Here is a 14,224-nt window from a genome sequence, read left to right on the forward strand (position 1 = left end):
CAACCGGGGGAAAATACTAAGTATAATAACATACACTGTGCGCTTCCCATAATGCCGGAACCTCCAGCTTATTGATCAGTTTTTCCAGTACCTGATCCGGCACTATTGCTTCACGTCCTCTGTTTTGGCGACATAAATCGACATAAGGACTTTCTATATACACCACACTGACCTTTGCTTTATAAGTACTAAAGAGCTCAATCAATTGCATCCGCATCTGACTTGTGGTATTGGTAGCGTTCCAGACAAAGCTCGTTTTCTTGCGCAGTAAGATTCTTGCCCTTTCTTTAGCTTCCTGTATCACACGTCCGTTTCCGGATTTATCAGTCGGCTTAATTCCCCATTCCTTACGAATATTATCCAAAGAGATGACCTCCATTTCCGGAAAATTCTTTTTAATATAGGTATCCTTTCCCGCTCCCGGAAGTCCGCTCATCAGGACCACCTCCATTAGGGGCGTATCAAAAGGAATATAATCCGGGTACGCATTTTCCTTTTGCAGATAATACATCCGGGCATCCTCTGATGCAAAGAGACGCGCCTGTCCCCAACAGCCCTGCTCCCGGCAAAACTCTTCAAAGCAGTCTATCCGGTATAACATGGCCTCCTGATCCTCACAAATCCGCCCTAACATATCTGCTCTGGCCAATAAGGCCAGCCATTCCGTATTCAGGTCCATGCTTGCCATAATCAATGCCTTCAGTGGATCCGGTTTTTCAAAAAGCCAGATTGGGAGGCCATGATGCCTCACGAGTGCCACAATTTGTTCCCGGATGCAAAAAGGGGCAGCCAGTTCCCGGTAAAGAAATTGTCTGGCCTTCATTGCTCCTTTTTTAGCGTGCCCCTTTGAACTGATGCTTCCATCCTCTTCAAATACGGTAGTACTGTATTTCTCTACATCGTGCAGCAAAGCCGATGCCCATAGGATTTCCTTTTCCTGAGCGCCCAGTTGTTGAAATCCGGGTTGATTTTCCAAAGCAGCCAATACCATTTGTGTATGTATGGCAACATTGCCTTCGGCATGGTAAACCTTGTCCTGAGGGACTTCCTCCATACGTTTTACCCAGTCAAACTCTCTTTCCAGGTTTGACCAGGATTTATCTTTACTAATGGTCCACATGGGTACCTCCTTCATTATTCAGACGGGCACGTTTCCAGTTCCGGGTCCAGTGCTGGTCCGTTTTCACATGCCCTTTTCTTACATATTTAAAAACATTATCGGCGAATCCTGCTACCGGATAGCCTTCTAAATTCCGCGTCACAATTCCTTCCATCGTAACCAGTTCTCCGCTACAGGCATCATGAGGCTCCAATTGTCCTCTGCCCGATGCCAGCTGTATCACTTGCTTTTCGAACGAAGAGGGATCTGCTAAGGCCTGAAACGTCCCGATCACCGGAACTGTAGGTAAATCCAGCATTGCCGCGTAAAACCTGGTTTCTTCCCAGCTCAGCCATTGGTCATGCTGCCGGATGCCAAAGACATAAAAATGATGCTCCAGCGCCCGGTATTCTATGGAATGAACGGCATACAGGTTTTCCAGGAAGATCTCCAGATCTCCCAGATCGTTTCTGATCAGCTGCCAGAACCTCCTGAGGCTTTCCGTCCAGGGAGAGGTGGTAGGCGTTGCATGGGAACGGGCAAAAACCCCCTTTCTGGAAAGACAATTGTTCTCCCCATCCAGTTTCTCTGTATGTATTAAGGCAGGGATTTTTTCTAGTTGCTCCCAGTATTGATGTTGTATTCTGTCGTCACTTGTGGTCCCCGGAGAAAAAGGGTAGTGATAAGTACGACCGTATTTTTGTGAAATACTCATGATATAAAATTAAAATAAAAGATAAGACCGACACCTCCGCCATGAAATGGGGAGGTAGATTCCTAGTTTATTTTAATCGTATTACATGACAAGGTCTTTTATAGCGTTGTTTTTTGACAAAAGTAGTAAAATTTTCTTCAGTAATTTATTTTCTGTCAGACGTAGGGGTAAAAGCAAATGCTGTTGTCTTAAAGACAAAGACCCTAACCTGCTATCATGAAAAACAATTCCGGCTAAGTCCTCTCAAACCATCCGTTCGTGGATACATTTCCACAGCTGGTCAATTTCTTTTCTATCACCGGTAAGTATGGATTAGTTTCGCCATAGTTCATCTTCACCGAAGAATAAAGACGTTTTAAATTAAAAGATCCAATGATACGATTAAAAATCATGACAATCCTCACCGCAAATCCATATTTCTGGATGCTCAGCATCTTGCTCATTGCAATGGTGTTAATGATTGTTTTAATTGCCTATTTATTAAAAATTATCCATGAACCCTGCGAAGAATAATCCGTTAAAAAAATTCCTGCAGGACTGCTCATTTCTCTCCGTTTGTTTTCCGGTTTATTTACTTGGATTACTTCCGCTTCAGGTTGCGAACAGCACGATTGGAAAAATGCTTTACTTCCTGTCATACCGGGTCTTCAGGTATCGTTACAGTGTCGTCTTACAAAATCTATCCAGGGCTTTGCCTACGAAGTCATATGCAGAAATTCAAGAGATTTCAAAAGATTTTTACCGGCATTTATCTGCTATGATAGTGGAAACCACGAAATTATTCTCCATCAGCAGGACTGAGCTTCGCAAAAAGGTAACGCTTTCCAATGTAGAAATGGTGCTGGAATATTATCAGCAGAACAGGAGCATTATTGCTGTTCTCGGACATTATGGAAATTGGGAGTACCTGAACATCCTTCCGTCCTACCTGCCCTTTAACGTTAATGCCATTTATAAGCCCCTCAGCAGCCCGGTAATGGGCAAACTCATTCAGCACATCAGAACGCGCTTTGGAATGCGCCTGATCCCCGCAAATCAAGCATTAAGATATCTTTTGAAACAGAAAGGTCAACCACAGATGTCGATTTTCATCGCAGACCAATTTCCGGGAATTAATGAAGATACTAAATTCGACTTCCTTCATCAATCGACGAATATGTTCAATGGCGCAGAAAAATTGTCTATTGCTACCGATGCCGTTGTTGTTTACATTGATATGAAAAGAAAGCCGAACAACTGCTGGGAGGTAAACTTTTCTCTGATTACTGATGCCGCAAGAGCAACCCGGGATCATCAGATCACCAGGTCCTTTGCCGATAAGCTTCAGGAAACGATCAAAGAACACCCGGCTTATTGGTTATGGTCGCACAAAAGGTGGAAGATCGCCTAATTAATGGTCGTCATTCACTTCCAGCCAATGTCCGTCGGGATCCTGGAAATAAATTTGTTTGATTCCATCAACCCTTAAGGTCACACTTTGAGCTGCCCCTGCCCAGTTTTCATAAGCAATATCTTTGTCCTTAATTTTTTCAATAAAGGTATCAATAGCACCTACGCTGAAACACAGGTGCTCGTTTTTATCGAAATTCCCCTTGCCTTTCGCTCCCTGAATCAAATGAAGTTGTCCGGCAGAACCCAGACTAAACCAGGTATGCCGACCATCATGAAAAGGTTCAGGAATCTGGGTAAATTCAAAAACATCTTTATAAAACGCGGTAGATTTCTCCAGATCGGTTACATAGACTGCAATGTGATTTAACCTTGCGGCTATTTGTTTTTTCTCAGTTTGTGCCATGGTTTTATGAAAAGGAATAAGGGCAATCAGGGCGGTAGCAATCAGTACAGATATCTTCATTTTTTTTGTTTAAACTAAGTTTACATCACGGTCTAACCTATACATATCGAAACCTACATCCCAATAATCTTTAACTATTTCCCTAAGCTCCAGACCAAATTTCGCATAAAATTTATAAGCCAGCTGGGAAGTTCGTACAGAAACCGTCTTTATCCCCTCTATTTCTTTAATTTTTTGAATCCTGAATTTCGTTAATGCAGATCCAAGACCTTTACCCTGACTTTCAGGATGAAAGAAATCCCAGGATAGCTTTCCGGTTTCCCCGTCTTCTGACAAATTGAAGCCGCCGCAACCGAAAATTACACCGTCCAGTTCGAGCACATAGTAATTGTCGGCCTCATGGTTTAAATAGTCGATCAGATCAGCTTCCTCATTTGGAGAAAAATATTCTGGTATGTTTAATTTTAGCAATTCAATGATTCTGCTATGGTCCGCAGCTTCATGTTTTCTGATCACTATATCATTCATTTTAATACTTGCTTCATTGTAAAAAAACAAAATAGTAAAACAAGATTAAGAAAGGAAATTTCATTCAGTAAAAAAAGGGTTGCAAAGCAAAAAGCCTGCAACCCTTTTTAAGGAGATTTAAATATATAATGTTGCTAAAAACTGCGCTTATGCAGTTTGTAACTTAGCTATATTTCTATATGGGAATGAAGTAAAGATATGACGGCGTGCAAATCTACCAGGAGAATCTGCATTTACCAACTTCACATAGATCGCTTTAGGAACACCGAAATATTCATAAGCACTGCCATCCAGGAAGTGAACTGTCAGGACTAAACCAGCCCAGGAATAATCCGCAATTCCGCAAGTCGCAGTAGTTTGAGTATATTCCTCGATAGAAAGCTCTAAAGTTTCCGGAGCGATACTTACCAAAAAGTGATAAGCTTCGATGATTTCCTTACTTTTAACTTCCGCTTCCACTTTGGCTTCTTCACTATCCTGGAATTTATCAGGATGCCAATCTTTCATCAAATTCCTGTAAATGGTCTTCAATTCTTTTAATTCGGTATCCTTTTGTACACCCAATAGTTTTCTGTAGTCAACAATCTTCTTCATAAATGTGTTTAATGGCAATTATTGTCTTTGAAAAGCAGCATAATTTTAAGCGCCACAGATGCTCCAGGGAAACAATTTTTGCAAAGGTACACTTTTTTATACGAAAGAAAGATTAAGATTATATTAACAAAGTAATTGATAACCTGACAGATAAGGAGAACAACTTTTAAATTACCTTTGCAGCTTCAACAATAACCATTTTCAGCTATGTTTAAAATTGGGTTAGCAGAAGACGACCTTAAAATAGCCGGGCTCATCAAAACCGGCCTGGAAGAACAAGGATACCTCGTCACCATTGTTTCCAATGGAGAAGAGGCCCTTCAAACTTTCAAAGAAACAGATTTCAACCTGGTCATTCTGGACGTGATGATGCCTGGTATGAACGGGATTGCCGTTTGCAAATCGCTCCGCAGCGGGAACAAAGATCTGCCTATTCTGATGCTTACGGCATTGGGTTCTATTGACGACAAAGTAACCGGTCTGAATTCCGGAGCAGACGATTACCTCGTTAAACCTTTCCATTTCAAAGAGCTGCTGGCCAGAATTGAGGCTTTATTGCGCAGACAGCATGTGGCAACCGGACAAGACAAAGCCGATCACCTGCTTAGTTTTGACGACATCAGTCTGAATACCTATAGCAAGGAAGTAAAAAGGGCCGGAACCCTCATTGAGCTGACGGCAAAGGAACATACCTTACTGGAATTATTCCTCCGCAACCCAAACCGCTTACTCTCCCGGCAATACATTGCGGAGAATGCCTGGGACATCAGCTTTGATACCGGTACGAATGTAATTGACGTATATGTTAACTTTCTTCGCAACAAGATCGAAAAAGGTTTTTCAAGAAAACTGATCCATACTAAAATTGGGATGGGTTATATTCTCAAATAACAACCAGCCTTATTCAATTGATGAAACTTAAAGACCGCCTTTCCTTATACTTCACCCTCATCAGCACCTTAACCCTGCTTGGTGTCTTATGTGCGGTGTACTTTACTTTCATCAAATTCCTGGAGGCCGATTTCTTTGACCGCTTAACGGACCGGACCATGGTGACTGCAAAGCTGTACCTGGAAGCAGATGAAATCTCCGCCGACTCGCTCAATACGGTCAGAAATCAATACCTGGAAACCTTAAATGGAGAAGTGATCCGTATTTACAATGCAAAAAACAGCGCTACATTTATTGGGGATGACCAGCAATATTGGAGCAATGAGACCATTAATAAAGTCAGAAAACAAAAGAAAATACAGTTTCTTGATGGAAAGAGACAGGTGGTCGGGATCTTTTATAAAGACAACCAAGGGGATTTTGTGATTCTTGCTTCTGCCATTGACCAAAGTACTTATTCCCGGATAGACAAATTGCAAAAGATCATGGTCATGATTTTTGTGGTCATCTTTATCGGGCTGCTGCTTTCAGGAAGGTGGATTGCGAAGAAGATATTAAAACCGCTGGATCTTTTCATAGAAGAGGTGAAACAGATCAAATCCAACAATCTGCATTTCAGGGTTCAGGAAGGCAGGAACAAAGATGAAATCAACCTGCTTGCACAGAATTTCAATAACCTGATGGAGCATCTCGAACAAGCTTTTGTACTGCAAAAGACGTTTGTAGCCAATGCTTCACATGAACTGAGAACTCCGGTTACCAGGATGATGATCGGTGCAGAAATCACCTTATCACAGGAACGACAAGCCACCGACTACCAAAAAGCACTGGCTTCGGTAATGGAAGATGCAGAAAAGATGGACAATATCATTACCGGACTGGTTAGTCTTGCTCAGGCAGATCTTGAATTCGGCGCTCCGAAGTTGCAAGACATCAGAATAGATGAAACACTCTGGGTCCTGGCTGAGGAATGGAACCAGAAGCCAAAAGGTAAGCTGATCATAGATATCCTGAATATGCCGGAGGATCCTGCTCAACTCCTCATACAAGCCAATCCTACCCTACTGGCCATTGCATTGAACAACATCATCTCTAATGCTTTTAAATTCTCCGATGATCAGGATGTTCATTGTTCCCTGGATATACAAGCCGAGTTTATTCATGTTTCCATCACCGATCATGGGCCTGGAATTCCTAAAGATAAACAGGAAGATATCTTTAAGCCTTTTTACAGCTCGGCAATTGAAAACAGACACCAGGGTAACGGAATGGGCTTATACATGGCCCATAAAATCATCAGTCTTTTTAAAGGAAATCTCAGTGTAACGTCAAAAAAGGGAGATGGAACCTGCTTTAAAATCAGTTTCCCTAAATTTTAATCTCATTTTAACTTCCCTTTAATTCGGGTTTAATTCCCTCCGGATAGATTTGCCGGAGATGAAAAGACAATTAATTCTGACTAGCATTCTTTTACTTGGACTTGGTATGTCGGGTAGCGCTCAGGACAGCCTGAAACTCAATCTGCCTGAAGCAGAGAAAATGTTTATAGCAGGAAACTATGAGCTGATCGCACAGCAATACCAGACGGAGCAGGCAAAAGCGGATGTCATTACCGCCAAACTTTTTGACAACCCTGAAATCAGCTTTGAAAATCAGCTGTACAATCCGGTCACCAAAAAATTCTTCCAGAATTCTTTACCCTCCGGACAATATAACGTACAGATTTCCCAGCTCATTAAACTGGCCGGAAAACGCAATAAAAATATCCAGCTCGCCAATACAGGAATCAAATTAAGCGAATATGCTTATTTCGACCTCATGCGCAGTCTGCGTTTTCAGTTGAGAAGCAATTTTTATAAAGCTTATTATGCGCAGCAATCCGCTATTGTTTACCAGCAACAAATCAAATCACTGGAACAACTGCTGGCGGCTTCCGAACAACAACTCAAAATGGGTAATGTTGCCTTAAAGGACATCATCAGGATAAAATCACTCGTCTATAATCTGAAAGGAGAATATACGACCCTGCTCAATGAAATTGAAGACACAGAGACGACCTTGAAGCTAATGACCAATATCAAGGCCAACACGCCTTTGTCTTTAACCGCTCCTGCGGAGGAAGAACAAGATTATTCCCTGCAAAAACAACCTTACCTGCAGCTTCTGGAAACGGCAAGAGCCAACCGCGCGGATCTTCAGCTGGCAAAAACCAGTATCACACAGGCAGAGCACAACCTGAGCCTTCAAAAAGCAATGGCAGTTCCCGATGTGGAAGTTTCCCTGACTTACGACCTGCAAGGGAGCGCACCAAATCATTATACCGGCTTAGGCATCAAAGTTCCGCTTCCTCTATTTAACAGAAATCAGGGCGAAATCAAAAAGGCAAAGATTGCGATTACCGCAGGAAATGTAAGCCTGAAACAACAGGAAGCGACCCTGGAAAATGAAGTCTATAACAGCTATAAATCAGCCCTCAGAACCGAAGCCCTCTACCAGGGCATGGACCGGAATTTTGGTCAGGACTTTACAAAACTCATTACGGAGGTCAACAAAAACTTCCGAAGCAGGAACATCAGCCTGGTAGAATTTATCGATTTCTATGATTCTTATAAAGAAAGCACGCTACAGCTGAATCAACTGAAATACGAGCGGATGAATGCCAAAGAAGAAATCAATTACGTCACCGGTGCTAACATATTTAAATAAGTAACATGCAAATCCTCATAAAAAATATCAGCAAATTTTCCCTGATCGGACTGGTTATTCTGGGCCAAAGCTGCACCAGTTCCAAGGAAGCTCCCGTAGTGGAGAAATTTGCCGTTACCGATTCATTAATCAACAGGCTCCTGATCGACACGGTACAACAGGCCAATAACAGAACAGACCTGAGCTTCTCGGCAAAAATCACTGCCGATGAAGAACGTAAAGCAGAGATCTTTCCCATGGTAAGTGGTACCGTTCGGAATGTACCGGTAAAACTGGGCGATAAAGTAAGCGCCGGACAGGTCCTCGCCACAATGGGCAGTACCGAAATGGCCGGATTTGACAAGGAGGTAATCAGCGCTGCTGCAGAACTCAGGAATGCAGAAAGAAACGTCAAACAAATCCAGGAATTGTATAAAAGTGGCCTCTCTTCGGGCAGAGAACTGGAAGAAGCAAAGAACGATGTGTTGATCAAACAAGCAGAAGATAAACGCGCCAGGGCGACCTTAAAACTGAATGGCGGAAACAACAATGGCAATTATGCCATCAAATCCCCATTAACAGGTTTTATCATTGAAAAAAATGTGACCTCCAATATGCAATTGCGTCCGGACAACAACAAAAACCTCTTTACTGTTGCAGACCTTTCTTCGGTCTGGGCCATGATCAACATTTACGAATCAGACATTTCCAGAATAAAAGAAGGTGATGAAGTGAGCATCTCTATCCTCTCCTACCCTGAAAAAGTTTTCAAAGGAAAGATTGATAAAGTGTACAATATGATCGACAATGAGAGTAAAGTGATGAATGCAAGAGTAAGCATTGCCAACCCGGGTTACCTGTTAAAACCAGGAATGATGGCCACCGTCCTGATCTCTGCAAAATCCGGCATAGACCTTCCTGTAGTGAATTCCAGAGGCATCATCTTCGATGAAAACAAAAGTTATGTGCTGGTGGTAGATGCCGCAAAAAAAGTGCGCATCCAGGAAGTAGAAATTGGCCGTAAAACGGTAGAAAAGGCCTATATCAGTAAAGGGCTAAAAGCCGGCGACCGCATTGTGGCATCCAAACAGGTATTCTTATACGAGAGCCTTAAAAATTAACCTGTTCATCTTCAAAAAACAGCTGTAATGAATAAATTCATTAAGACCGTCATCGGCTTTTCGTTAAAAAATAAATACTTCATCTTCTTTGCCACTTTTATTTTAATTCTGGCGGGCTACCTCAGTTTTAAACATACCACCATTGAGGCTTTCCCTGATGTAACGAATACCAATATTACCATTATCACCCAATGGCCGGGCCGAAGTGCCGAAGAGGTAGAAAAGTTTGTGAGCAGGCCTTTGGAAATTGCCATGAACCCAACTGAGAAAAGAACCAGTATCCGTTCTTCTTCCTTATTCGGGTTATCTATCGTAAAAATCACTTTTGAGGACGATGTAGACTATGCAGCTGCAAGGGTCCAGGTGAACAACCATATTGCTGAAGCAGATTTGCCTGAGGGCCTAAAGCCGGAGGTACAGCCACCCTATGGGCCCACAGGAGAGATCTTCAGGTATACATTGAGCAGTGACAAGAAATCGGTGAGGGAGTTAAAAACCCTGCAGGACTGGGTGATCCAACGGGAGCTGTTGTCGGTGCCCGGCATTGCCGATGTGGTAAGCTTTGGCGGTGAGGTAAAGACCTACCAGATTACCGTAGACCCACAGAAAGCCATACAATATGGCGTAAGTGCTACGGAATTATTTGAAGCCGTCTCCAAAAGCAATATCAATGTTGGCGGGGATGTGATCGTGCAAAGCGGACAGGCCTATGTGGTTCGTGGAATCGGAATCCTGAACAATATTGATGAAATCAGAAATGTGGTAGTGGATAACTTTAACGGGACTCCGGTATACGTTAAAACCATTGCAGATGTCGCAGAGTCGGCCCTACCGAGGTTAGGACAGGTAGGCCGCGATCACGATCCCGACGTGGTGGAAGGGATCGTGGTCATGCGCAAAGGAGAAAATCCAAGCGAGGTGATCAGCAAACTCAAGGAAAAGATCAAAGACGTAAATGAGAACATTTTACCCGCAGATGTAAAGATCAATCCTTTTTACGACCGGGAGGACCTGGTCAACTATGCCACACACACCGTGATGGGCAATATGATGGAAGGGATTATTTTCGTGACCCTGATTGTATTCCTGTTTATGGCCGATTGGCGTACGACATTAATTGTATCCATCATTATTCCACTGGCACTGCTTTTTGCATTCATCTGCCTAAAACTAAAGGGCATGTCGGCCAACCTCCTTTCCATGGGAGCGATTGACTTTGGAATTATTATCGATGGGGCGGTGGTCATGGTCGAGGGCATATTTGTGGCTCTTGACCATAAAGCCAAAAAGACAGGCATGGAGAAATTCAACAGGTTAAGCAAACTCGGACTGATCAAAAAAGCCTGTTTAGAAAACGGAAAGGGAATCTTCTTCGCCAAGCTGATCATCATCACCGGACTGCTGCCCATCTTTACCTTTGAAAAGGTAGAAGGAAAAATGTTCTCTCCCCTGGCCTGGACGCTAAGCTTCGCGCTATTGGGTGCCCTGCTCCTCACCTTTACCCTCGTTCCGGCAATGGCCAGTGTCTTGCTGCGGAAAAATGTGAAAGAGAAACACAACATCTTTCTGGAATTCCTGACCAAACATGTGATCCGCTTCTTTGATGTTTGTTTTAAATTCAGAAAACTGGCATTCGGAGTATCTATAGTGGTTTTGGTACTGGGCTTGTTCAGCTTTAAGTTCCTGGGAACCGAGTTCCTCCCTACCCTGGATGAGGGCTCGATCTATGTGCGGGCAACCGGTCCATTGAGCATCTCGCTGGATGAAACAAAAAAACTGTCCAACGACATCAGAAAGATCTTTTTAAGTTTTGAAGAAGTAAAACAGGTGATGTCGCAGACCGGAAGACCGAATGATGGAACCGATGCAACCGGCTTTTACAATATGGAATTTCATGTAGACATTTATCCGAAAAAGGAATGGAAACGAAAGGAAACCAAAGAGCAGCTGATTGAGCGCATGCAGGAAAAATTGAAGACTTTCCCAGGCATCAGCCTGAATTTCTCGCAACCCATCTCCGACAATGTGGAAGAAGCAGTTTCCGGAGTTAAGGGCTCCATTGTAGTCAAGCTCTTTGGTAACGACTTCAAATTCATAGAGAAAGAAGAAGAAAAGATAGAGAAGATTCTGAAAACGGTAGAGGGTATCGAAGATTTAGGAATTCTAAGGAATCTGGGGCAACCGGAACTACAGATCAATCTGGATCAAAAGAAAATGGCTTTATATGGAGTGAGTACTGCCGATGCAAATGCGGTAATTGAAATGGCCATTGGAGGTAAGGCCGCTACCCAGATTTATGAAGGGGAAAGGAAGTTCGACCTGATCATCCGCTATCCGGAAGATTTCAGAAAAGATGAAAGTTCAATTGCCAAACTGAGGATCCCAACCCTCGCCGGTGCGAAGGTTCCATTGGGAGAAATTGCCAGCATCAGAAAGATTACCGGACCGAGCATGATCTACCGTGATAAACACCAGAGATATGGCGCCATTAAATTCTCCATCAGAGGAAGAGATATGGGCAGTGTAATTGCGGAGGCCCAGGCTAAGGTAAAAGCAGAGATCAAATTACCTAAGGAATATAAAATGGAATGGGCAGGAGATTTTGAAAATCAGCAAAGGGCAACAAGCAGGTTATCACAGGCTGTACCCATTAGCTTACTGCTCATTTTCTTCATCCTCTTTGTATTGTTTGGAAACATCAAGGATTCCTTACTCGTGCTGAACAATGTGCCTTTTGCAATGGTGGGTGGAATTTTAGCGATCCTGGCTACAGGAATTAATTTCAACATCTCTGCCGGAATTGGTTTCATTGCCTTATTTGGGATTTGCGTACAAAACGGGGTGATCCTGATCACCAGGTTTAAGAGCAATATTATCGAGTTGAAACACCGGCCGGACTGGAGTTTTGCCGATGCGATAAAAGATGGGGTAGCGAGTAGAATGCGTCCGGTAATTATGACTGCCCTGATGGCGGCCATTGGACTGATGCCCGCAGCCTTATCTACAGGAATAGGTTCTGAAGCCTCAAAACCTTTAGCTATTGTAGTGATCGGAGGATTGATTACCAATACTCTATTCAACCTTTTTGTTTATCCGATTGTCTTTTACTGGGCCTATCAGAAAAAGGTAAATCATTTACAATCGGTGATTCCAGAGGCGTAAAGATTTATTGATACATAGATATATCAACACATTGATATATCTATGTATTTATTTCGATGTCTATAAGTCCGGCGCCTTATACACCGCTATTTCCGACAGCACCGGACCTGCATTTGCCTCCAGTATATTGATTCTGATCTTAGTCGTCTTTATCGTGGCGAAAGAAAGAATCCTTTTATGACCTATCGTAGTTTGCTGTAATAAAGGTTTGAATGCTTTTCCATCCAGGTATTCCACGGAGAAGGATTTGATGCGTTGTCCCAGGGCAATATATTCCTGAAGAACGATGCGGTTCAATTCCGTTGCTTTTCCGAGGTCTATGGTTAAAGCAGCTGTTTTTACCTGATCGGATGTTGCCCAGTAAGTGCTGGTCTTTCCATCTGTCAGATTTTGCGCAAGGAACTGTTTCCCTGTTCTTGTATGACTGGCCAGAACTTTCTTCCCTTTGGCAAGGTTCGTTTTAAAACTCGCATCAATGGCTTTCTTAAATTCCATTAACCGTGTGGAATCGGTTGGATGAATTAATCCATCACGGTCTACCGGAACGTTCAGCAACAGGTTGCTGTTGCGACCCACTGAACTCTCATAAATAGACATCAGCTCTTCCAGGGTTTTCACTTTATTATCTGTTGAAGCACTATAAAACCATCCTGGTCTGATCGAGACATCTACCTCCGCAGGGATCCAGTATTTACCATTTTCATTTCCGGTATTTAACACTGCTGATGCCGGGGCCGCTGCTCCTACACCAAAGCCATCTGTATTAAGAGTTGCCCAATTGGTTTCTCCGGCAACACCTCTTTCATTTCCCATCCAGCGGACATCAGGACCTATATCGCTAAAAATTACCGCTTGTGGATTATGGGTACGGACCACACTGTTAAACAGTTTAAAGTCATAGGCCTGATCTTTCTCATTCGCACCTTTAGCGCCATCAAACCATTGTTCAAAGACTGGTCCGTATTGCGTATGCACTTCTTTGAGGGTATTGGCAAAGATCTGATTGTATTCAGAAGTACCGTATTTAGGATGGTTGCGGTCCCATGGCGATAAGTATACTCCAAACTTCAGTCCATATTCTTTACAAGCTGCAGAAAGCTCTTTCAGCACATCTCCTTTTCCATCTTTCCAGGCACTTTCCCTTACGGTATGCGTGCTGTATTTACTTGGAAAAAGGCAAAAACCATCATGGTGTTTCGCCGTAATGATAATGGCTTTCATCCCTGCTGCTTTTGCCGTCCTTGCCCACTGACGGGCATCCAGTTTTTTAGGGTTAAAGATTTTAGGGTCTTCATCTCCATGTCCCCATTCTTTATCGGTAAAAGTATTGGGTCCGAAATGGATGAACATGTAATATTCCATGTCTTGCCAGGCCAGCTGGTTTTTATTTGGGATTGCACCAAATGGCGCAGGTGCCTTTTGTGCAAACCCGCCCGTGGTTAGCAAAAAGGAAAATAATAAAGGCATTGATAACTTCTTCATACAATAAAGGTTCGTTTGTGGTTAGCATTGGAGTTTTAAAATTGCAACATATTAGCCGTCGGAAATTCATTTCTTTTGTCATTAAATTAAATGATTTTGGCCTGCCGCTGATATAAACACAAACACAATGCGACTTTGTTTGTTGTTATATC

At 42.9% G+C, this 14,224-nt stretch carries 13 protein-coding genes; 6 read left to right on the forward strand and 7 right to left on the reverse strand.

Annotated elements, in window-relative coordinates; all coding sequences use genetic code 11:
• Positions 1 to 16: 16 nt before the first annotated feature.
• The 3 genes from AAFF35_RS23005 to AAFF35_RS23015 form a co-directional block, all read right to left on the reverse strand.
• Positions 17 to 1,135: an AAA family ATPase gene (locus AAFF35_RS23005; protein ID WP_342328904.1), complete on the reverse strand. Its 1,119-nt coding sequence runs from the start codon at positions 1,133 to 1,135 to the stop codon at positions 17 to 19.
• Positions 1,107 to 1,814: an RNA ligase family protein gene (locus AAFF35_RS23010; RefSeq protein ID WP_342328906.1), complete on the reverse strand. Its 708-nt coding sequence runs from the start codon at positions 1,812 to 1,814 to the stop codon at positions 1,107 to 1,109. The genes AAFF35_RS23005 and AAFF35_RS23010 overlap by 29 nt, the downstream gene beginning before the upstream one ends.
• A 233-nt stretch (positions 1,815 to 2,047) precedes the next feature.
• The gene (locus AAFF35_RS23015) at positions 2,048 to 2,257 is read right to left on the reverse strand and encodes a hypothetical protein (protein WP_342328907.1); all 210 of its coding nucleotides are present in this window, start codon (positions 2,255 to 2,257) and stop codon (positions 2,048 to 2,050) included.
• Positions 2,258 to 2,307: 50 nt separating this feature from the next.
• Here AAFF35_RS23015 and AAFF35_RS23020 point away from each other — a divergent pair, with 50 nt between their 5' ends.
• The gene (locus tag AAFF35_RS23020) at positions 2,308 to 3,204 is read left to right on the forward strand and encodes a lysophospholipid acyltransferase family protein (RefSeq protein ID WP_342328908.1); all 897 of its coding nucleotides are present in this window, start codon (positions 2,308 to 2,310) and stop codon (positions 3,202 to 3,204) included.
• Here the strand turns inward: AAFF35_RS23020 and AAFF35_RS23025 are convergent, their stop codons facing one another.
• The 3 genes from AAFF35_RS23025 to AAFF35_RS23035 form a co-directional block, all read right to left on the reverse strand.
• Entirely contained in the window at positions 3,205 to 3,669 is a 465-nt protein-coding gene (locus AAFF35_RS23025) for a VOC family protein (protein ID WP_342328910.1), read from the reverse strand. It abuts the gene before it with no gap.
• Between the two features lie 9 nt (positions 3,670 to 3,678).
• Positions 3,679 to 4,125, reverse strand: a complete 447-nt coding sequence (locus AAFF35_RS23030) for a GNAT family N-acetyltransferase (RefSeq protein WP_342328911.1) — start codon at positions 4,123 to 4,125, stop codon at positions 3,679 to 3,681.
• Between the two features lie 159 nt (positions 4,126 to 4,284).
• Positions 4,285 to 4,731 carry a KTSC domain-containing protein gene (locus AAFF35_RS23035; RefSeq protein WP_073233468.1) on the reverse strand — a complete coding sequence of 149 codons (447 nt, stop codon included), beginning with the start codon at positions 4,729 to 4,731 and terminating at the stop codon, positions 4,285 to 4,287.
• 207 nt (positions 4,732 to 4,938) lie between these two features.
• Here AAFF35_RS23035 and AAFF35_RS23040 point away from each other — a divergent pair, with 207 nt between their 5' ends.
• The 5 genes from AAFF35_RS23040 to AAFF35_RS23060 are packed head-to-tail and all read left to right on the forward strand — an operon-like array spanning position 4,939 to position 12,590.
• Complete coding sequence (locus AAFF35_RS23040; protein WP_342328913.1) at positions 4,939 to 5,622, forward strand: response regulator transcription factor; 684 nt, start codon at positions 4,939 to 4,941, stop codon at positions 5,620 to 5,622.
• 20 nt (positions 5,623 to 5,642) lie between these two features.
• Positions 5,643 to 7,001 (forward strand): ATP-binding protein, encoded by a 1,359-nt coding sequence (locus AAFF35_RS23045; RefSeq protein ID WP_342328914.1) that lies wholly within the window; start codon positions 5,643 to 5,645, stop codon positions 6,999 to 7,001.
• Between the two features lie 58 nt (positions 7,002 to 7,059).
• Positions 7,060 to 8,328 carry a TolC family protein gene (locus AAFF35_RS23050; RefSeq protein ID WP_342328916.1) on the forward strand — a complete coding sequence of 423 codons (1,269 nt, stop codon included), beginning with the start codon at positions 7,060 to 7,062 and terminating at the stop codon, positions 8,326 to 8,328.
• A 5-nt stretch (positions 8,329 to 8,333) separates the two neighbouring features.
• The gene (locus tag AAFF35_RS23055; protein ID WP_342328917.1) at positions 8,334 to 9,428 is read left to right on the forward strand and encodes an efflux RND transporter periplasmic adaptor subunit; all 1,095 of its coding nucleotides are present in this window, start codon (positions 8,334 to 8,336) and stop codon (positions 9,426 to 9,428) included.
• A gap of 27 nt (positions 9,429 to 9,455) precedes the next feature.
• Positions 9,456 to 12,590, forward strand: a complete 3,135-nt coding sequence (locus AAFF35_RS23060; protein ID WP_342328918.1) for a CusA/CzcA family heavy metal efflux RND transporter — start codon at positions 9,456 to 9,458, stop codon at positions 12,588 to 12,590.
• Positions 12,591 to 12,650: 60 nt separating this feature from the next.
• On the opposite strand, the gene AAFF35_RS23065 is transcribed toward AAFF35_RS23060, so the two are convergent.
• Entirely contained in the window at positions 12,651 to 14,072 is a 1,422-nt protein-coding gene (locus AAFF35_RS23065; protein WP_342328920.1) for an alpha-L-fucosidase, read from the reverse strand.
• Positions 14,073 to 14,224 lie beyond the last annotated feature (152 nt).

It is taken from the genome of Pedobacter sp. FW305-3-2-15-E-R2A2 (assembly GCF_038446955.1).
Classification (GTDB): domain Bacteria; phylum Bacteroidota; class Bacteroidia; order Sphingobacteriales; family Sphingobacteriaceae; genus Pedobacter.